Origin of the sequence: Agromyces lapidis (genome assembly GCF_009749405.1) — a bacterium.
Classification (GTDB): domain Bacteria; phylum Actinomycetota; class Actinomycetes; order Actinomycetales; family Microbacteriaceae; genus Agromyces; species Agromyces lapidis.
In genome coordinates this window covers 344,049-363,225 of record NZ_WBIQ01000005.1, presented here as the reverse complement: position 1 = coordinate 363,225, position 19,177 = coordinate 344,049, and the positions used below count along the sequence as shown (strand labels likewise).

Below are 19,177 nucleotides of genomic sequence, written 5' to 3'. Positions count from 1 at the left end.
CGGCGCCGCCGCTCAGGCGACCGGGATCGGCACGGCGAGCTCGTCGACGATGCGCTGGATCTCGGTGAGCGCGTAGGCGGCGAGCTGCCGTTGCGCGGCCTCCGCCGCGGCATCCTGCTCTTCGAGGTCGCCGATGACGATGATGTTCTCGTCGTTGATCGTGTTGGCGGGCTCGGTGTAGTTGAAGCTGCCGACGATGAGCAGCCGCTCGTCGATGACCATGAGCTTGTGGTGGAGCTTGCGCACCCCGGTGCCGCGCTTGTTGGCGTACAGCTCGACGTCGCCGCGACCGAGGTCGCTCGTCGCCGCCCACTTCGCGGCGCCCTGGTCGCGATCGAGCACGCCGCGGATCCGCTGCACGAGCGGCCGCAGGCGGATCATCGTGTCGTCGATCCCCGACGACTGGGCGAAGGTGAACATCGCGAAGTCGATCGACTCGCGGGCCTTCAGCATCTGCTTCATGATCTCCATCTCGGGCCCGTGGCGGGGCGCGAACAGCGGCTTCACGCGCACGGCGGGCAGGCCGAACTCCTTCGGCTTCGGTTCGACCCGCTCGTGGAGCTCGCCGAAGGTGCCCGACCGCATGCGCTCGAACTCGCGCAGGTACTCGGTCGCGGCGCGCTGCCCGTGCAGCACGACGACGTGGTTGAGGTTCTGGCCGCTCCCCCGGCCCGAGGTGGCGTTCGTGCCGGTGTCGGTGTGGGTGAAGTTCGTCGAGCCCGTGAGGACGGCGGCCTTGGTCTTGCCCGAGTCCCGCACGATGAACTTCTGGTGGAAGATCTTCGGGTTCAGGTCGCTGATGACGTCGACCTTCGCCTTGAGCAGCGCGCCGTGGATGGTGCGGTTCTCCTCGTGGGCGCCGAGGCTGTTCCAGGGGTCGGCGAGCGCCTTCTCCTCGGTGAGGTAGTCGCCCTCGAGGATGACGCGCACCCTGAGGCCCCGCCGCTTCGCGTCGAGCACGGCTTGGGTGATGGGCCGGGAGTCGATCTCCTGCACCGCGATCGCGAGGCTGTGCTTCGCGCCCGCGATGAACTCGCGGACGGCGAGGTCGAGGTCGTCTGGTCCGCCGACCGAGCTGGGCCCCATGAACAACTCGACGCCGCCGATGCGCAGTGGCATGATGCACCCCTTTCACTGAGGTTCACTCAGCTTCGGGTGTACTCCTCACGCCGGCGCACCGAATCAGGGGTGCCCCGGAACCCGGGAGACGGGGCTCAGCCCGCGAGCGCCGCCGCCAGCCACGCCGCCTGGCGCTGCCACTGCTCGCCCTGGCCGCCCTCGTGCTCGTTGAACGCGTACTCGACGATCTCGGCGCTCGCCCCCCAGAGGTTGCGCGCGGCGTACACCGTCGACGGCGGGCACACCGGGTCCATGAGCGCGACCGAGAACAGCGCGGGCACGCGGGCGCGCTTGGCGAAGTTCGCGCCGTCGAAGTACGAGAGCGTCTCGAACACCCGCTCGCTCGCACCGCGGTGCACGGCGAGGTACCGCACGATCTCCTGGTACGGGTCGCGATCGGTGAGGCCGACCGCGCGCTCGAAGTGGCAGAGGAACGGGACGTCGGGCATCGCCCCGACGAGCCCCTCGGCGAGCGCGGCCGCCGCGATCGAGATGCCGCCGCCCTGGCTGGTGCCGGCGACGGCGACCCGATCGGGGTCGACGCGCTCGAGGCTGCGCACGGCGTCGATCGCGAGCACGGCGTCGGTGAACACGCGCCGGTAGTAGTACGCAGCGGGGTCGTCGATGCCGCGCGTCATGAACCCGGGCGCCGACGAGCCGGTGCCGTGGGGGTCGGGCGTCGCGCCGCCGGTGCCCCAGACCGACCCCTGCCCGCGGGTGTCCATGAGCAGGTAGGCGTAGCCGGATGCCGCCCAGCTGAGCCGCTCGTGCGGCAGGCCCCGGCCGCCGCCGTAGCCGAGGTACTCGACCACCGCGGGCAACCGCCCTCGGGTGCCCGAAGGAACGAGGAACCACCCGCGCACCGGGTCGCCCCCGAAGCCGCTGAACTCGAGGTCGTACACCTCGACCGCCGTGAGCGGCGACGCCACGCGTTCGAGCCGCGGCGCACGTGCGAGGGCCCGCGAATCCGCGATCGTGCGCGCCCAGAACGCATCGAAGTCGGCCGGCTCGGCGACCGCGGGGCGGTAGTCGCGCAGCTCGTCGATCGGCGCATCAAGTCGTGGCACGTGGCATCCTTCGCTCGGCGGAGAATTCAGCGTATCGGAGCGGCGATCCGCCAGAATGGGGCGGGTGAGCGAACACGTCTTCATCGCGGGGCCGGCCTCGTGGAACCGCATCGTCGTCCTCGACCGGCTGCCCGAGCCGGTGCCGCACATGCAGTTCGCACTCGAGGAGTACGAGACCGTCGGCGCGACCTCGGCGGGCAAGGCCCTCGGCCTCGTCGGCCTCGGCCGTCGGGTCCGCCTGCACGCGCTCTTCGGCGCCGACGACGACGGCGCGCGCGTGAAGCGGCTGCTCGCGCAGGCGGGCGTCGCGCTCATCGCGGGCGACGGCGGCGTCACCGAACGCCACGTCAACCTCATGACGCGCGCGGGCGAGCGGGTCTCGCTGTTCCTCTCGACTCCCGCCGACCCCGGCGAGGGCAGCGACGCCGAGCTCGACGCCGAGCTGCGGCACACGATGGCGGATGCCTCGGCGCTGATCCTCGACCTCTCCGAGCTCTCGCGCCGGCTGATCCCGGCGGCGAAGGCGAGCGGACGGCCCATCTGGACCGATATCCACGACTACGACGGCGAGAGCGGGTTCCACCGCCCCTTCATCGAGGCGGCCGACGCGATCTTCATGAACGCCGACCGCATCGGCGACGATCCGCTGCCGTTCATGCGCTCGTGCATCGAGGGCGGCGCCTCGCTCGTCGTCTGCACGCTCGGCGCCGACGGGGCCGTGGCGCTCGACGAGCGGATGACCCGGCACGACGTCGCGGCCGTGCCGACCACGGTGCGCGATACGAACGGCGCGGGCGACGCGTTCATGGCGGGCGTGCTCGACGCGACCCTCGCCGGCTCCGGGCTCGACGAGGCGCTCGAGGCGGGCGCCCGGCACGCGGCATCCGTGCTCGTCACCCGGCACCTGCACCCGAGCCTCGACGCCCTGCTCGGGGCCTGACGCCGGCGGCGCGCGCTACCCGGCCGCCGCCCCGAGGTTCGCGTTGTCGCGGAACAGGTTGCCCGGGTCGACCTCGGCCTTGAGCGCCCGCAGGCGCTCGAGCGTCGCCGGCGGGAACGCCGCCGCGACGGCCCGCTCGCCCTGCATCGTCTCGAAGCTGAGGTAGGCGCCCGCGGTGTGCGGGGCGATGAGCTCGTCCCACCGCTCGCTCGTGCGCATGCTCGACGAGCCGAACGCGACGACCGAGAACTCGGCCGACCGGTGCGCGAACGCGGTCGCGTCGGCGGGCACGTCGTGCACGGCCCCGCCGACCGCGCGCAGCTGGAAGAAGTAGCTCGCCCCCTCGTCGAGGTACCGGGCCGCAGCACGCGCGAACTCGGGGGTGACCCGGCCGATGAGGCCGGAGCGCGAGGTCGGCTCGCCCTCGGCGCCGTGGCTCTCGTCGCCCGCGTTCGCCATCACGGCGTCGTAGGTGGAGAGGCGCACGTCCTGCCCGATGAGCGGGGCGGCGTCGGCGAGCGGCTGCAGGCGTTCGAGCACGGTGTCGGGGTCGTCGGAGTCGATCATCGTCATGACGTTCGCGACGGGCGGCTGCCCGGGCCGGGTGCCGCCCATGATGAGGAAGCTCGTCACGTCGCGCGGCGACTCGACCACCCACCTGCCCCACGCCTCGAGAAACCCGGCGCGGTCGCTCGCATCGAACGCGAGCTGCGCGAAGCCGACCTCGAACTCGAACGCGGTCACGATGCCGAAGCTCGCACCGGCCCCCCGCACGGCCCAGAAGAGTTCGGGATGCTCCGTGGCATCGGCCCGCACGACCCGACCGTCGGCCAGCACGAGCTCGGCGGCCCGCAGGTGGTCGATGGTGAGTCCGTGCTCGCGGGCGAGGTAGCCGATGCCGCCCGCCGTCGCGAGGCCGCCGACGCCGACGCCGCCGTAGTCGCCCGAGCTGAGCGCCCAGCCGTGCGGGGCGAGGAACGCGGCGACGTCCTTCCAGCGCGCACCGGCCTCGATGCGCACGAGCCGGCTCGCCTCGTCGAGCACGCTCATGCCGTGCATCTTCGAGAGGTCGACGACGATGCCGCCGTCGTTCGTCGAGCGGCCGCTGATGCCGTGGCCGCCGCTGCGCACGCCGAACGGCACCTCGGGGTGCCGCGCCGCGAAGCGCACGGCGTCGGCGACCTCGGTCGCGGTGGTCGGCTGCAGCACGAGACCGGGGGCGCCGCCCCGGAGATAGGTCGACTTCACCCGGGCGTAGCCCGCGTCGCCCGGCTCGATCGCCCGGGCGGCGAGCCGGGCGGGCAGTGCGTCGTAATCGATGCCGTCGCGGCGCTTGGCCCGCACCGCGGTGCTGCGACCGGGCGCGGCGCCGGCGAGCGAGGTCGACCCCGAGGCATCCGATGCCGTGCCGGCGCTCGCCCCCAGCTCGCGTGCGGCCGCCTCGCGGAGGCCTGGCGCGACCTCGTCGGCGAAGTGACGGATGGTGCCGGGGTCGTCGCTCGCGAGGATGAAGGTGCTGACGCCGTCGTCGACGACGTACGGCAGCAGCTGCTCGACCCACTGCTCGGCGGGTCCGTCGAGCATGCCGCCGCGACCGCCCGCTGAGAAGCGGCCGCCGACGTTCAGCAGGCGGCGGATCTCGCGCGGGTCGCGCCCGGCGGCGGTGGCCGCCTCGTCGATCGTCGCGTTCGCACGGGCGAGGTCGCCGGGTTGCAGGTAGGCGAGCGAGGGCAGCCAGCCGTCGCCCTTACGGCCGATGAGGCGGAGCATGCGGGGCTTCAACGCGCCGATCCAGATGGGGATGTTGTGCGCCGGAGCCGGTCCGCGCTTGGCGCCGTCGATGCGGTAGTAGTCGCCGTCGAGCTGGAACCGGGCGCGCTCGCCCTGATCCCACACGCCGCGGATCACGTCGATCGCCTCGGAGAGCGCGTCGACCGCCTGCCCGGGCGTGAGTCGGCGGCCGCCCATCGCCTCGATCGCGTCCCAGAAGCCGCCGGCGCCGAGCGCGAGTTCGAAGCGCCCGTCCGAGAGCAGGTCGATGCTCGCCGCCGAGCGGGCGAGCACGGCGGGCGGGCGCAGCGGCACGTTCGCGACGTTCGCCGCGATGCGGATGCGTTCGGTGCGTGCGGCGACCCACGTCATGAGCGTCTGCGTGTCGTGGAAGCGCGGCTGGTACGGGTGGTCCTGGAAGGTGACCAGGTCGTAGCCTGCGGCCTCGCTGAGCTCGGCGAGGCGCACCGGCGCCTGCGGCGGGTCGTTCGTCGGGGTGATGAAGGTGCCGAACTCGAGTTCATGGCCGTAGTGCATCGTGCGGGTCCCTTTCCACGTCTCCCCCAGCATGCTGCACGGATGCCTCATCCGCGCCTCTCGGGTAAGCTGCTTACTTGTGGTAAGCGAGATTGAGCAGCCGATCATTCCCGCGCCCGCCCCGGGCAGCGACGATCTCGCCGCGCATCGCGCGCGACTCGAGGGGCTCGGGCACATCGACGACGAGGCGTGCCGACGATTCCAGACGACGATCGAGTTCGCCGGCCGCAAGTGGAACGGCGCGATCCTGCTCGCGGGCGTCCGCGGCGCCCGACGGTTCTCGGAGTACCGGGCCACGGTGACGGGCATCTCCGATCGCCTGCTCGCGGCCAGGCTGCGCGAACTCGAGGCCGAGGGCATGATCGAGCGGCACGTGAAGGCGACGACGCCGGTGACGATCGCCTACACGCCGAGCGCGGCGGGGCTCAGGCTCATCGAGCTGCTGCAGCCGCTCGTCGAGTGGGGCCTCGAGAGCGCGACAGGAGCCGGGAACGCAGCGGCCGGGCGCTCGATCGAGCGCCCGGCCGGCTGACACCTGTTCTGCGGGTTACTTCTTGTCGGCCTGCTCGGGTGCGTCGGCCTCGACCTGCTCGGCGGCGGGCTCTGCGGGCGCGACCTGCTCGGCGGCGGGCGCGACCGGCTCGGCGGCGGGCGCCTCGGGCGCCTCGGGCGCCTCGGGCGCCTCGGGCGCAGCTTCGGCCGTGGCGACCGGGGCCTCGGCGAATTCGACCTCGAACTCGTCGACCTCGTCGAACTCGACCGGCGCCGCGGCCTCCACCTGCGATGCGCGGCGCGCGATCGACCAGGCGACCGCCTGCGTCGCCGCGGCGATGACGATGGCGAGCGCGCCGACCGCGATCAGCAGGCCGCCGACGGTCGTGCCGGTCTGGGCGCCGAGGTAGGCCGCGTAGTCCTGCGACTGCGACGTGTACAGCTCGACCTGCGACGCGTTCGACGTGTTGAGCAGCCAGAGGCCGACGCCGAGCAGTGCGAGGGCGGCGACCCAGGTGCCGATGAGCGGCAGGTTGGGCAGGGCGCGGGTCGGGGTGTTCGAGGTCACAGTGGTCCTTCGGGTCGGGGGTGCGGCGCGGCTCGCCGCCCTGACGACCGTAGGCGACGAAGGTATGTGTTGGCTATGCCTCTCCGGTGAAGGGCGTCACAGAGCCGAGATCGCCCACGGGCGGGCGTAGCGTGAGGGCATCCGCAGAGAAGGGCGCACGATGGATGCCGAGACCTCCGACCACCTCGTGATCGAGCCGAGCGTCCTCTACGTCGGCACGCCGGTCTACCTCGTCGTCACCGAGAACCCCGACGGCACGCCGAACCTCGCCCCCGCCTCCTCGCACTGGGCGCTCGGCCGCATGCTCGTGCTCGGGCTCGAGGCCGACGGGCAGACGGCGGCGAACCTCGCCGAACGTCCTCAGCTGACGGTGAACTTCCCGGCCGCGACGCAGTGGCGCGGGGTCGAGCGGCTCTCGGCGGCGACCGGCCGCGATCCGGTGCCCGAGGCGAAGGCCGGGCAGTATCGTTTCGAACCGCGCAAGTTCGAACTCGCCGGATTCACGACGAAACCCTCGGAGCTGGTGTCCCCTCCGCGCGTGCGCGAGGCACCGCTGCAGTTCGAGGGCGAGGTGCGGCGCACCACCGCCGGCGTCGATCCCGGCTACTTCATGGTCGAGGTCGAGGTGGTGCGCGTGCATGCGCTGCCCGAACTCGTCGTGCCCGGCACGAACCACATCGACCCGCACGCCTGGCACCCGCTGATCTACAGCTTCCGCCACTTCTTCGACCGCGGCGAGCACGTCGGCTGGACCCGCAAGTCGCCCATCGCGCCGGGCCCGCCCGACACGCGCGAGCCGGTGCCGGATGCGGCATCCGCTCCGGATTCCGCATCGCCCGCTTCCGCCTGGCCCGCGTCGCCCGCCTTGCCCGCCTCCCCGCTCGACGAGCTCGACCGGTGGGAGGGCTTCGGCGGCACCTGGGCCGTGCGTCAGCTCGGCGCCGACGGGGCGATCGTGAGCCTCTGCCGCTGCGACGGCGGCGAAGAGGTGTCGCGCATCGTCTCGGCCGACCCCGCGTTCCTCGAGTGGGCCGCGCGGCAGGAGTTGCAGCCGTGAGCCGGCACCCGGCCGCTCCCCCGACGCTCTCGACACCGTGGTCGGCGTCGCTCGGTCTCACGACCCCGATCGTGAGCGCGCCGATGGGCGGGGTCGCGGGCGGCCGCTTCGCGAGCGCGGTGTCGCGGGCCGGGGCCCTCGGCATGATCGGCATGGGCAGTGCGGGGTCGGCGGCGAAGCTCGCCGCGCAACTCGTCGAACTCGAACGCGACCGCGCGGGCGAGCCCTTCGGCATCGGGCTCGTGCACTGGGGCATCGAACGCGATCCCGCGCTGCTCGACGTGGCGCTCGAGGCGCGCCCGGCGCTCGTCTCGGTGAGCTTCGCCGAACGCTTCGAGTGGGTCGACCGCGTGCACGCCATCGGCGCCCTCGCGGCGACGCAGGTCTACACGGCGGCCGAGGCCCTGATCGCGGCCGACGCCGGCGTCGACGTCATCGTGGCGCGCGGATCCGACGGCGGCGGGCACGGCGATCCCCGCATCGGCACGCTCGCACTCCTCGACGCCGTGCTCGATGCGATCGAGCCGCTGGGGGTCACGCCGGGCGGGGGCACGACGACGGGCGGTGCTCCGACGCCCGACCGGCCGGCGGTGCTCGCGGCCGGCGGCATCGGCTCGGGCCGCACCCTCGCGGCCGTGCTCGCGGCCGGCGCCGCGGGCGCCTGGATCGGCACCGCGCTCTCCGCCTCGACCGAGACGCTCACCCCGCCCGCGGCGATCGAGGTGCTGCTCGCCGCGACCGGCGACGACACCGTGAACACGAGCGCGCTCGATGCCGCGCTCGGGCTCCCGTGGCCCGAACGGTTCCCCGAGCGTGTCATCCGCAACGACCTGGTCGACGAGTGGCTCGAACGCGTCGACGAGCTGCGCACTGAGGCGGTCGCGATCGACGGCGCCGACCTCGTCGCCCTGCGCGCCGCGATCGTGGCGGCCAACCGCGACGGCGACCATGCGCTCATTCCGGTCGACGCCGGTCAGGGCGTCGGACTCCTGCGCGAATCGCGCCCCGTCGCCGCGATCCTCGACGAGTTCACCAGTACCGCCGCCGCGCTGCTGCACCGCCCGCTCGGCTCGTAGCCGCTCGGGGCCGGCAACGCGGGCGAGTCCGCTCGGGCGAGCTCTCCCGGTGACGTCGCCGTACCCCCGCAGGACGCCCGGCCGACGCCCCACTGCGGATGCTCCGGGCCAACGCCCCACCGCCCCCACCGCGCCACCGGGACCTTCTCTTGCGCGACACCGGTACCGAAGTACCGAAGGTTCGACGGATGATAGGTCTCCCCGCCGATGCCGAACCGCACACCGCCCGCCACCTGCCCTCGACCCCCGCCCCGCGGGCCCCGCCCCGCGGGCCCCGGGCCGGGGCCCGCCTCAGATGGCTCGGTGGTCGACGAAGGGCATCCGCGGTCCGCGCCGCGGTCGCCCGCGCACGCCGGCCGCGCCGAGCAGGCGCACCACTCGGTACCGGTGCCCGGCCCAGGGCGCCAACGCCTCGAGCATCTCCTCGTCGCTCATGTCACGCCCGGCGAGCGCATGCCCGATGTAGTTCGAGAGGTGGTAGTCGCCGACCGACACGGCATCGGCATCGCCGAGGGCGCGCTGCGCGACTTCCGCGGCGGTCCACGGCCCGACGCCGGGCATGAGCACCAGGCGCGCCGTGGCATCCGCCTGACTCATGCCTGCCGCCTCCTCGAGGCGCCGCCCATGCCGGGCCGCGTTCTGCACCGTCGCCGCGCGTCGCGGGTCGACGCCGGCCTTGTGCCATTCCCAGCTCGGAATCGCCCGCCACTGCTCGGGGCTCGGCACCACGTGCATGGGCCGGGGCGTCGGCCCGGGCGCGACCGCGCCGAAGCGGACGACGAGTCGGCGCCACGAGTCGTGCGCCTGCTGGGTGATCACCTTCTGCTCGAGGATCGAGGCGGCGAGCGCTTCGAAGACCTGCGCCGTGCGCGGCACCCGCAACCCCGGATTGCGGCGGTGGGCTGTGTCGAGCACGGGCAGCAGCGGCACGAACCCGCTCGGGTCGTCGTGCTCGCCGAGCAGTTCGGGCGCCTGCTCGACCGCGAGGCCCGCCCCGGGCCCCCAGCCCTCGCAGCGCAGCAGACCGCCCGGCAGCTGCCGCACGCGGATCGTGGCATCGCCGTCGACGGTGCGCACCGCGCGCCACACCGCACCCGCCCGGTCGAGGTGGAACGCGGGGTCGCCGAAGCCCCGGCGCAGGCTTCCGAGGGTCTGTCGGAGATCGGTCGGATGCCGCGGCCGCCATTCGAGGGCATGGTCGGCGATCACCGCACCAGTGTGCCTCACGCGGCTGACAGCGGCGCGGGCGCGTGCGCCGTGCGACGATGAACCCGTGCACCTCAGACTCGCCGACGACGCCGACGCCCCCGCAATCGCCACCACGCTCGCCCTCGCCTTCGCCGAAGACCCCGTCTGGGGTCCGGTGCTGCGCCGCCCCGACGGCGACACGAGTCATCTCGAACCCCTCTGGCGCCGCTTCGTCGAAGGCGCCCTGCCGTACCGGACGGTGTGGGTCGTCGACGACGGCGACGCGGTCGCGGTGTGGCTGCCCTCGGGCGAGCCCGAGATGACCGAGCAGCAGTTCGCCGAGGTCGAGGCGATCGTCGAGGCCCGGCTCGACGCCGAACAGCGGCGCGCGTTCGACGGGCTCATGGCGGCGTTCGAGTCGAACCACCCTCACGGCGAGAGGCACATGTACCTGAGCCTGCTCGCGTCGAACCCGTCGCGCCGCGGTGAGGGGCTGGGGCAGCGCATGCTCGCCGAGAACCTGCGGTCCTTCGCCGCCGAGGGCCTCCCGGCCTACCTCGAATCGACGAACCCCGAGAACGACCGCCGCTACGAGCGGGCCGGATTCCGCCGGGTCGGCGGCTTCGCCTCTCCCCTGGACGGCGCCCCGGTCACCACCATGTGGCGGCCTCTCGACGCGTGATCGCCCAGCGGGGTCGATTGACGCACCTCACCGGGGCGCCAGACCGGCCCCGTCACCGTACGACGAAGACGCGGATGCAGACGTGCCCCGGCTCGGGCCGCGCGAGGCCGATGAACTGGTGCTCGGCGAGCCAGCGGTGCGCCGGCGCATCCGTCTGGAACACCGGCGCCGTGCGGTAGTACAGCTCCTGTTCCGTCACCGGCTCGCCTGCCTCGAGCCGTCGCGCGAGCGCCTCATCGGCGCGATGGTAGCCGCGGTTCATCACGTCGATCACCGCACCGTCGGACGCGCGCAGCAGGTAGCGCGCATCGAGCTGCGTGGTGTCGCCGCGGTAGACCCACCAGTCACCGCCGCCCGCGACCACCTCGCCGTCGAGCGCGGGGCCCGACACGGTGCCGCCGGTGATCGGCGTGAAGCCGAGCTCTTCGCCAGGTCCGCGGCCGACGTGCTGTTCCGGCCCGACCGCCACGCGCAGCTCGAAGACGAACTCGAGCTCGGGTGCCATCAGGGGGTGGGATGCCCCTGCGACCGTCCCGCTCACGAGGCGCTCCCGCGCGCCGCGTCCTGCACGACGTCGCGCAGTCGCTCGAGCGCCGGCAGCGCGTCGGCGAGCAAGGCGCGGTCATCGTCGCTGAGGGCCGCGAGCGCCTCGTCGAGCACGTTCGCGCTCGCCCGATCGAATCGATCGAAGAGGCCGAGCGCCCGCTTCGACGCGTGCACCTCGACCCGCCGCCGGTCGCCGGTCGGCACCTCCCTCGTCACGAGGCCCGCCGCCTCCATCGCCTTCAGCAGGTTGCTCACGGTCGGCCGGCTGAGGCCGAGGTCGACCGCGAGCTCGCCGGGCGATCGCACGACGCCGGCGGGCAGGGCGCGCAGCACCTCGATCTGCGCGTCGGGCAGATCGGGCAGCTGCTCGGCGGCCCGGGCGGCCTTCAGCAAGCCTCGCCGGAGCGGCGAGATGACCTGGTTCAGCCGCGCGAGTCCGGCCGAGGAATCGGCCGGGTCCGGGGCATCCGTGTTCTCGACCTCGGAGGCCTCGTGCCGGCGCTGTTCCATCGCCTCAGTCTTCCACCTCGGGTGCCGACTCGGGCGTGAGCGACGCCCGCTCGTTGAGGGCCGACGGGTGGAAGCCGGCGGCGCGCTTGTAGCCGTCGGCGACCTCCTGCAGCTCGTCGGCCGGGATGACGTCGTTGACGTGCGCGAAGCCCTGCGGTGCGCGGTCGTACGCGAGCTGCATCACCTTCTCCGGGCCGAGCTGGCGGGTCATCTCGAGCAGGCGGGCAGTGGCCGGACGACGGTCGGCCTCGTACGCCTCGAGCGCGGTGCGCACCGCGTTCGCCCGGGCGACGTCGGTCGAGACATCCCGACCCGCCGTCTCGTTCGCGAGGTGGAACGCGAGCGTGCGCCCGTCGATGATCGCCTGCGAGGCGCCGTTCGACCCGTTCGGGTACATCGCGTGCGCGGCATCGCCGATGAGGGTCGAACCGCCGAAGGTCCACTGCGGCAGGGCGTTCCGGTCGACCATCGGGTACTCGAGGATCTCGTCGGCTGCGGCGATGACCGCGGGCACGTCGAGCCAGTCGAAGCTCCAGTCGGCGAAGAGCTGCTCGATCGGGCCCGGGTCGACGGCGTGGTTCCAGTCGGCCGTCTCGTCGACGCCCTCGGGGGCGCGGCGCTCGGCGATGAAATTGAGTCGGGTGGCGCCCGCATCGGCCCCCGGCGCGACGAGCGGATACGAGACGAACTTCTGCTCGCCGTCGCCCGCCATGATCATGGTGCGGCCGTCGAGGTACGTGGGCACGGTCGCGGTGCCGCGCCAGAGGATGAGCCCGTTCCACACGGGCCCGCCCTCGTCGGGGCAGGCCTGGGCGCGCATCGCCGAGTGGATGCCGTCGGCGCCGATCACGACGTCCGCGGCCACCTCGACCTCCTCGGCCCCGCCCCCGGCCCCCTCGCGCACGAAGCGCGCGAACTCGGCGTGGCCGGCGGCTCGAGCCTCGGGCGACGCGGGGTCGAGGTGCTCGACCGAGACGAGCCGGCAGCCGAGCCGGATGGCGTCGGAGCCGAGGCGGCGCTCGACCTCGCGCGCGAGCAGCAGCTGGAACTCGCCGCGATGCACCGACAGCTGCGGCCAGCGGTAGCCCGCGTCGAGTCCGCGCGGCTCGGACCAGATCGGCTGGCCGAACCGGTTGTAGTACGAGAGCCGGCTCGGCGGCACCCCGATCGCGGCCACCTCGTCGGCGAGGCCGAGCTCGGTCAGTTCGCGCACCGCGTGGGGCAGCAGGTTGATGCCGACGCCGAGGGGCTTCAGCTCGCGCACCCGCTCGTAGATCGTGATGTCGCGGAATCCGGCGCGGTGCAGGCTGAGTGCTGCGGCGAGCCCGCCGATACCCGCTCCTGCGATGACGATCTTCACCATGGCCTCCTTGTCAGGTGCGCGTCATCGGACTCGTCGCTCGTGCCCGCTGCGCAGAGATAGTTTTGCAACAAAACTCTCCAATGGCAAGCGGGTACCGGGCTCCGCCACGGTGCGGCGAGCTACCCCGCAACTCCCGCGTCGACCGTGTCGGCAGCGCGCTTGGCGGCGACCGCGGCGACGACGCGGGTGCGCAGCGCGAGGAACAGCAGCACCATGCCCGCCGTCACCACGATGTGGCCGAGGCCCGCGATGCCCGCGATGGCGGCGCCCGAATCCTCGCCCAGCACCGTGAGCGTGCCATGCCAGACGAGCATCGCCGAGGTCAGAATCACGCCCGCGTTGTAGACCCAGAAGAACCAGCCGAACAGCGGGCTCTTCGACAGCTCGAACACCTTCTCGAGCACGAGCACGATGAGCAGCACGATGAAACCGAGCGTCAGGAGGTGCGTGTGCGCGAGCCCCAGCTGCGTGAACTCCCCCTCGGGGAAGCCCTGCGACTTCGTGAGCTCGCGGTAGTACAGGCCCGAGGCCACCCCGACGACCATGTACGCGAACGCGGCGTAGAACAACTTGAGCATGACGATCCCTTCCGGCGTTCCTTCAAGCATGGCCGGATGCCGCGCGCGCCACATCGATCGAACGATTGAGCCGACCGCGCCGGGCTGACGCCGTGCCGCTCGGCTGCTCTACCGCCCTGCCGCGATGCCGCTCCGCCGCTCGCACGATCGACGCGCGCACGATGCCGAGCACCCGGGTACGGGGCACTCGGCATCGATCAGCGCGGTCGGAACCGCGGGCCGGTCAGGAGCGGTTCGCGTCGGCGGCGTCGTCGTCGAGCTGCGACTGCAGCCCCTCGAGCCGGTCGGCGATCGGCGAGATCGCCTCGGCGACGCCGGCGCCGACACCGGCTCCGACGCTCGCGCCGAGTCCGGCGACGACCTCGGCACCGTCGCGCTCGGAGGCGCGCGCGGCGGCACCGCCGGCGGCGGCACCGCCGATGATCGAGCCCAGGAGTTCGCGGAGGCCCACGCCCATCGTCGAGCTCAGCATCGCGTCGACCTCGGTGATGCCCGAGACGGCGTTCTTCGCGAGCTGCGAGGCGCCGTCGGTCGAGACGACGGTGAGCTGGTCGATGTTCGACATCGGCGCGGCGAGCTCGCGGGCGATGAGCGGCAGCGCGTCGATGACCCGCATCTGCAGCAGCGCCTCGGACTGCTGGGCGACGGCCTCGGCCGCGGCCTTCGTGGCAGCTGCCTCGGCGGCACCCTTCGCCTGGATCGCGTCGGCCTCGGCGAGGCCCTCGGCCTTGAGCGCCTCGGCGGAGGCGGTGCGGGCGATGCGGTCGGCGTCGGCGGCGATGCGCACCGCCTCGGCGGAGGCCTCGGCCTCGACCTTCACCTTGTACGCCTGCGCGTCGGCGACGGCCTTGACCTCGGAGTCGAGCTCGGCGGCGCGTAGCGCAGCCTTCTTCTGGGCGGTGATCTCCTGCTGGGCGACGACCTCCTGCTGCGAGAGCGCCTCGGCGAGCGGGCGGGCGGCGGCGGCCTCGGCCATCGCCTTGTCGGTCTCGCGCTGCAGCGCGGCCTTGCGCTGGGCGAGCTCGGCCTCGCGCTCGGCGACGGTCTGCTCGGCGGCGATCACGGCCTCGCGGGCCTCGCGCTGCGCGACGGCCTCGGCGATCTCGGCCTGCTTGCGCACCTTCGCCTGCTCGGCACGGCCGAGGTCGTCGATGTAGCCGTTGGTGTCGGAGATGCCCTTGATCTCGAACGAGTCGACGTCGAGGCCCTGGTTGACGAGCGACTCGCGGGCGACGCCGAGCACGGCGGCCGAGAGCTCGTCGCGGCGGTTGATGATCGTGAGCACGTCGGTCGCGCCGATCGAGGCGCGAAGCGAACCCGAGAGCACCTCCTGGGCGAACATGTCGATGTTCTTGTCCTGCCCGAGGAACCGCTGCGCGGCGGCGCGGATCGAGGCGGCCGAGTCGCCGACCTTCACGATCGCGACGGCGTCGACGTGCACGGTGATGCCGTTGTTGGTCTGCGCCTCGGCGCGGATCTCGATCGCCCGCGAGCGCAGCGAGATCTTGTGCGCCTTCTGGAAGAAGGGCATGATCCACACGCCCTGGCCATGCACGACGCGCTGGCCCGACTCCTCGGTGTCGACGCCGTCGACCATGCGGCGGCGCGAACGCTTGCCGGTGACGACGATCGCCTCGTCGGGCGAGACGTTGCGGTACAGCACCTTCGCCCAGATCCACAGGATGATGGCGGCGATGACGACGAGGACGATGATGCCGATGATCGGGGCAGCGGCGAAGAACTCGAGCACGGGGTTCCTTCGTTCGGGTGGGTTCGGGCAAGGCTCCGATCAAGGATGTCTGGCCCGGCTCCCCGGCGCAATCATTCCGAGGTACTGGATGCCGCGTGCCGCGCCCGAGTCCGCGAGGGCCTCCGACCGGGCGAGCGTGAGGAGAGCGTTTGATTCCGGCCCCCGGGCGTTTCGGAATCGTCGAGACCGAGCCGCCGCAGGGTTGCTCGGCGTAGACCGGGAACATGACCATCACAGCCGCGTGCGCCCGCGAGTGGGTCGCGCTCCGAGACGGCCGTCACCGCTGGGGCGACACCTCGGCGATCGTGGGCAGGTACGGCGTCGTCGTCCGCACGGTCACCGTCTACCCGCCCGGATCCTCGACCGGCGAACGACGATGGCTTCGCGCCTGGAGATCCGCTCCCCTGTTCGCCGTCATGCTCTTCTGGCTGTGTCTGGCCGGATTCAGCACGACCATGCCGATACCGGCCGCCTTCGCGGTCACAGCGGGGGTGATCATCGCGCTCCTGGTCGCCCTCGGCTCCCGCTGCCGGCGCCTGCGCCGCTCCGTCGTCCAGCTGATGACCGAGGTGCCGCCGGGAACCCGCGACGGCGGGCTGCTCGCGCGCCAGGCCACCGCGAACCGGCTCGTCGCGACGATGAACGCCGCGGAGTCGCAGCTGAGCGACGGCAAGATCGACGAGCTCGAGTTCGAGCGTCGCTGGCACCACGTCTATGAGACGGCTCGACAGCTGCTCATGTCCGACGAGGGCAAGGCGCGATCGGCCACGGCACGCTGAACCGGCGGAGTCTCCGGGGCGCGGCCCGGCTTCAGACGACCGTCTTCGCGTAGTGCCGACGAGCCTTCTCGCGATTGCCGCAGGTCTCCATCGAGTGCCAGCGTCGCGCGTTCGCACGGCTCGTGTCGATGAAGAAGTGCTGGCAGTCGGGTGCCGCGCACGGGCGGATGCGGGAGCCCGACGGTGACTGCAACGCCGCCCACTCGCGGATGGCCGCGCCGCCGATACGGCGGCCGTCGCCGTCGCGATCGCGCCAGACGAGCCCGGCCTCGGCGTCGAGCTCCGGCCGACTGGCCATCTCGGCGAGCCAGGGCGCGAGCGCGTCGGGCGAGCGAGTGCCCCGCAAGACTGCGACGAGAGCGTCGCGCACCTCTCGGGCGTCGGCGAGGTCCGCGGCTTCGGCGGGCGCTCCGTGCGCGCGCAGCCAGGTCGGCCCGTGCTCGTCGTCGAGCTCGTCTTCGACCCGCTCGTCGTAGACGAGACGGGAGTTGACGAGGTCGAGCAGCAACCCTGCCGTCTCAATGGGTTCCGTCATGTCGACTCCTCGGGGTTCAACCAGTGTGTCCAAATTCTAACTTGCATGGAATAGCTATCGGGTTATAGCGTTGCACTCACCAGAACTAACCGGATCAATTCACTATTCCAGTTAGATATGAACGAGCAAGCAGGAGGACGCCATGTCGTACATCACCGTCGGAACCGAGAACTCGCAGAACATCGACCTGTACTACGAGGACCACGGCTCCGGTCAGCCCGTCGTGCTCATCCACGGCTACCCGCTCAGCGGAGCATCCTGGGAGAAGCAGTCGGCCGCGCTCCTCGAGGCCGGCTACCGCGTCATCACGTACGACCGTCGGGGCTTCGGCAAGTCGAGCCAGCCCACCACCGGCTACGACTACGACACGTTCGCGCGCGACCTGAATGCGGTGCTCGAGACCCTCGACCTGCGCGACGTCGTGCTCGTCGGCTTCTCGATGGGCACCGGCGAACTCGGCCGCTACCTCGGCACCTACGGCGACGAGCGCATCGCGAAGGCCGCGTTCCTCGCCTCGCTCGAGCCGTTCCTGCTGCAGACCGACGACAACCCGACCGGCGTTCCCGCCGAGGTCTTCGCGGGCATCGAGCAGGCGGCGAAGGCCGACCGCTACGCCTGGTTCGACGACTTCTTCCAGAACTTCTACAACCTCGACGAGACGCTCGGCAGCCGAATCAGCGAGGCCGCGGTGCGCGCGAGCTGGAACACTGCGGCAGGCGCCTCCTGGTTCGCCTCCTCGGCGGTCGTGCAGTCGTGGCTCACCGACTTCCGCGATGACATCGCGAAGGTCTCGGTGCCGAGCCTGATCCTGCACGGCACGGCCGACCGCATCCTCCCGATCGACGCGACCGCCCGCGAGTTCGCCAAGCGACTCCCCTCGGCCGAGTACGTCGAGATCGAGGGCGCTCCTCACGGACTGCTGTGGACGCACGGCGACGAGGTCACCGAGGCGCTGCTCGCCTTCCTCGCGAAGTAGCCTCGGCCGCAGGTGCCCCCGAACGACGAAGAGCCCCGCTGCGGCGGGGACTCTTCCGTTCCGAGGCAGCGGATGCCGCGTGCCGCGCCCGTCGCCTCAGAGCGCCTTGCTCGACACGGGCTGGAGCTCGACACCGAGCTTCGCGTGCCAGTCGCGGACCACCTGCTGCTGTGCACCGGTGCAGGCCGTGCCGTAGCCGATGTTCACGTCCCAGTACTCGTAGTCGCTGGTCCAGATGCGGTGGTCGAGCTGCCATCCGTCGAGGAAGGTGAGGGCGAAGCAGTCGGCCATGACTTCGCCGTCGCCGTCGAACGCGGGCAGCGCCTCCCGGGTGGCGGTGGGGTTCGTGATCTGCAGCACGTGCGCGAACTCGTGGTACGCGATCCCGGCACGGAGTTCGTCGTTCATGTAGGGCACCGAATCCGCTGCCGCGTCGAAGTGCACGACGTACGGGTCGTCGTTGAAGACGCACGCGAGCAGTTCGCGGTCGCCGCCGTCGTCGCCATCTGCGCAGATCGCCTTCGCGTCATCGACGACGGAGCTCACGAAGCCGCCCGAGAGTCGGTCGATGACCGCCTCGTAGCCCGAACCGCTCGCGTTCGACCCCGCCTGCTGCTGAGCCTCGTTCCAGCTGGCGTCGAGCTCGGCGGCCGCCTGCTCGACGGCCCGGGTGTCGCTCGCGACCGCATCGGCGTCCCAACGATGCGCCCACGCCTGCACGGCGAGACGCCGGTAGTCCTCCCACGGCACGACCGAGGCGGTGAGCACGTCGTCGAACTTGACGGTCGACTCGAGCAGGGCATCCATTGCCGCGCCGAACGTCTCCTTCTCGTCGATGAGCTCACGCTGCTGCTCGAGCTCCTGCTCCTGCTCGGAGATCCGGTTCTGCGCGGCGTCGAGCTGGAGGAAGAACCAGGCGCACCCGGCCACGGCACCGGCGAGCGCGACGCCCAGCAGCGAGATCGCGATGATCGCGCCCCACCGCCGGCGTCGCACGGGGGCGACGGATGCCTCGGCATCGACGGCGAGGGAATCCGGGGTCGGCAGCACGGACTCCGTCGGAGACTCCTCGCTCGGGAGGCGGACACCGTATTTCGGGGGTGCAGGGTCGGTCAATCATCACCTCGGAGTAGGGGCGGTGCGCCTTCGGGGGCGCACCGGGGACGGTCGGGCGATCCATCCAAGCATCTGGAGGATCGATGCGCCGGGGTCCGATCCCGAATCGTGATCGACTTTCACGTGAGACGCCGCACTCCTCCCGGGAACGCGAAAGGCCCCCGACGGATCGGGGGCCTTCGTTTGTGCGCGAGGGGGGACTTGAACCCCCACACCCTTGCGAGTACTGGCACCTGAAGCCAGCGCGTCTGCCAATTCCGCCACTCGCGCATGTGTGGTCGCACCGAAGTGCGTCCAGCCACGAGAGCCTAACATCTCGCGCGCCACAACTCCATTCGAGGCGGCAGCCCACGCATCCGCCCGTCCCAACGGCCCCAGTGCGTGTCGAGTTGCACCATGATCCGCGCGACCCGCCGCGACCCCCCGGCGCGTCGACCGGATCGTCGTACGACTCGACGAAAGCGCGCGGCGGCGACCCGCACGAACCCTTGGCATCCCCTCAGAGTCCCGGCCGTACCTCGCGCCGGG

General features: G+C 72.1%; 19 protein-coding genes and 1 tRNA gene. 7 read left to right on the top strand and 13 right to left on the bottom strand.

The genetic code is table 11. The features are described 5' to 3' along the window. Positions 1 to 12: 12 nt before the first annotated feature. Positions 13 to 1,119, bottom strand: coding sequence for a phospholipase D-like domain-containing protein (locus GQQ93_RS08695; RefSeq protein ID WP_157423823.1), 1,107 nt, complete (start codon positions 1,117 to 1,119; stop codon positions 13 to 15). 95 nt (positions 1,120 to 1,214) lie between these two features. Beyond that, positions 1,215 to 2,186, bottom strand: coding sequence for an acetylxylan esterase (locus GQQ93_RS08690; protein ID WP_157423822.1), 972 nt, complete (start codon positions 2,184 to 2,186; stop codon positions 1,215 to 1,217). Between the two features lie 64 nt (positions 2,187 to 2,250). Here GQQ93_RS08690 and GQQ93_RS08685 point away from each other — a divergent pair, with 64 nt between their 5' ends. After that, the gene (locus GQQ93_RS08685) at positions 2,251 to 3,126 is read left to right on the top strand and encodes a carbohydrate kinase family protein (RefSeq protein WP_246192210.1); all 876 of its coding nucleotides are present in this window, start codon (positions 2,251 to 2,253) and stop codon (positions 3,124 to 3,126) included. Positions 3,127 to 3,141: 15 nt separating this feature from the next. On the opposite strand, the gene GQQ93_RS08680 is transcribed toward GQQ93_RS08685, so the two are convergent. After that, positions 3,142 to 5,433: an LLM class flavin-dependent oxidoreductase gene (locus tag GQQ93_RS08680; RefSeq protein ID WP_157423820.1), complete on the bottom strand. Its 2,292-nt coding sequence runs from the start codon at positions 5,431 to 5,433 to the stop codon at positions 3,142 to 3,144. A gap of 79 nt (positions 5,434 to 5,512) precedes the next feature. On the opposite strand from GQQ93_RS08680, the gene GQQ93_RS08675 reads away from it, so the two are divergent. Next, positions 5,513 to 5,965: a winged helix-turn-helix transcriptional regulator gene (locus tag GQQ93_RS08675; protein ID WP_246192209.1), complete on the top strand. Its 453-nt coding sequence runs from the start codon at positions 5,513 to 5,515 to the stop codon at positions 5,963 to 5,965. A gap of 15 nt (positions 5,966 to 5,980) precedes the next feature. Here GQQ93_RS08675 and GQQ93_RS17925 read toward each other — a convergent pair whose 3' ends face one another. Next, positions 5,981 to 6,493, bottom strand: coding sequence for a tetraspanin family protein (locus tag GQQ93_RS17925; protein WP_212277285.1), 513 nt, complete (start codon positions 6,491 to 6,493; stop codon positions 5,981 to 5,983). 160 nt (positions 6,494 to 6,653) lie between these two features. Between GQQ93_RS17925 and GQQ93_RS08665 the strand changes: the two genes are divergently transcribed. Both GQQ93_RS08665 and GQQ93_RS08660 read left to right on the top strand, forming a co-directional pair. Beyond that, the gene (locus tag GQQ93_RS08665; RefSeq protein WP_246192208.1) at positions 6,654 to 7,550 is read left to right on the top strand and encodes a flavin reductase family protein; all 897 of its coding nucleotides are present in this window, start codon (positions 6,654 to 6,656) and stop codon (positions 7,548 to 7,550) included. Continuing rightward, entirely contained in the window at positions 7,547 to 8,626 is a 1,080-nt protein-coding gene (locus GQQ93_RS08660; RefSeq protein WP_246192206.1) for an NAD(P)H-dependent flavin oxidoreductase, read from the top strand. Before GQQ93_RS08665 ends, GQQ93_RS08660 begins: the two co-directional genes overlap by 4 nt. A 291-nt stretch (positions 8,627 to 8,917) precedes the next feature. Here GQQ93_RS08660 and GQQ93_RS08655 read toward each other — a convergent pair whose 3' ends face one another. Beyond that, on the bottom strand, positions 8,918 to 9,835 hold the full coding sequence (locus tag GQQ93_RS08655; RefSeq protein WP_212277284.1) for a DNA-3-methyladenine glycosylase family protein: 918 nt from the start codon (positions 9,833 to 9,835) through the stop codon (positions 8,918 to 8,920). A 64-nt stretch (positions 9,836 to 9,899) separates the two neighbouring features. Here GQQ93_RS08655 and GQQ93_RS08650 point away from each other — a divergent pair, with 64 nt between their 5' ends. Further along, a complete protein-coding gene (locus GQQ93_RS08650) occupies positions 9,900 to 10,496 on the top strand; it encodes a GNAT family N-acetyltransferase (RefSeq protein WP_157423819.1) in 597 nt (198 codons plus the stop codon). 52 nt (positions 10,497 to 10,548) lie between these two features. Here GQQ93_RS08650 and GQQ93_RS08645 read toward each other — a convergent pair whose 3' ends face one another. The 5 genes from GQQ93_RS08645 to GQQ93_RS08625 form a co-directional block, all read right to left on the bottom strand. Further along, positions 10,549 to 11,037, bottom strand: a complete 489-nt coding sequence (locus GQQ93_RS08645) for a DUF3237 domain-containing protein (protein WP_246192204.1) — start codon at positions 11,035 to 11,037, stop codon at positions 10,549 to 10,551. Then, on the bottom strand, positions 11,034 to 11,552 hold the full coding sequence (locus GQQ93_RS08640) for a MarR family winged helix-turn-helix transcriptional regulator (protein WP_157423818.1): 519 nt from the start codon (positions 11,550 to 11,552) through the stop codon (positions 11,034 to 11,036). The genes GQQ93_RS08645 and GQQ93_RS08640 overlap by 4 nt, the downstream gene beginning before the upstream one ends. Positions 11,553 to 11,556: 4 nt before the next feature. Continuing rightward, positions 11,557 to 12,912 (bottom strand): flavin-dependent oxidoreductase, encoded by a 1,356-nt coding sequence (locus GQQ93_RS08635; RefSeq protein ID WP_157423817.1) that lies wholly within the window; start codon positions 12,910 to 12,912, stop codon positions 11,557 to 11,559. A 122-nt stretch (positions 12,913 to 13,034) separates the two neighbouring features. Beyond that, positions 13,035 to 13,493, bottom strand: coding sequence for a DUF2871 domain-containing protein (locus GQQ93_RS08630; protein ID WP_157423816.1), 459 nt, complete (start codon positions 13,491 to 13,493; stop codon positions 13,035 to 13,037). A gap of 223 nt (positions 13,494 to 13,716) precedes the next feature. Next, a complete protein-coding gene (locus GQQ93_RS08625; protein ID WP_157423815.1) occupies positions 13,717 to 15,243 on the bottom strand; it encodes an SPFH domain-containing protein in 1,527 nt (508 codons plus the stop codon). A gap of 224 nt (positions 15,244 to 15,467) precedes the next feature. Here GQQ93_RS08625 and GQQ93_RS08620 point away from each other — a divergent pair, with 224 nt between their 5' ends. After that, entirely contained in the window at positions 15,468 to 16,022 is a 555-nt protein-coding gene (locus GQQ93_RS08620) for a DUF6611 family protein (protein ID WP_157423814.1), read from the top strand. Between the two features lie 31 nt (positions 16,023 to 16,053). Here GQQ93_RS08620 and GQQ93_RS08615 read toward each other — a convergent pair whose 3' ends face one another. Then, entirely contained in the window at positions 16,054 to 16,557 is a 504-nt protein-coding gene (locus tag GQQ93_RS08615; RefSeq protein ID WP_157423813.1) for a CGNR zinc finger domain-containing protein, read from the bottom strand. Positions 16,558 to 16,699: 142 nt separating this feature from the next. Here GQQ93_RS08615 and GQQ93_RS08610 point away from each other — a divergent pair, with 142 nt between their 5' ends. Then, positions 16,700 to 17,533, top strand: a complete 834-nt coding sequence (locus GQQ93_RS08610) for an alpha/beta fold hydrolase (RefSeq protein ID WP_157423812.1) — start codon at positions 16,700 to 16,702, stop codon at positions 17,531 to 17,533. A 96-nt stretch (positions 17,534 to 17,629) separates the two neighbouring features. On the opposite strand, the gene GQQ93_RS08605 is transcribed toward GQQ93_RS08610, so the two are convergent. After that, complete coding sequence (locus GQQ93_RS08605) at positions 17,630 to 18,583, bottom strand: hypothetical protein (protein ID WP_157423811.1); 954 nt, start codon at positions 18,581 to 18,583, stop codon at positions 17,630 to 17,632. 252 nt (positions 18,584 to 18,835) lie between these two features. Further along, a tRNA-Leu gene (locus GQQ93_RS08600) sits at positions 18,836 to 18,919 on the bottom strand. Positions 18,920 to 19,177 lie beyond the last annotated feature (258 nt).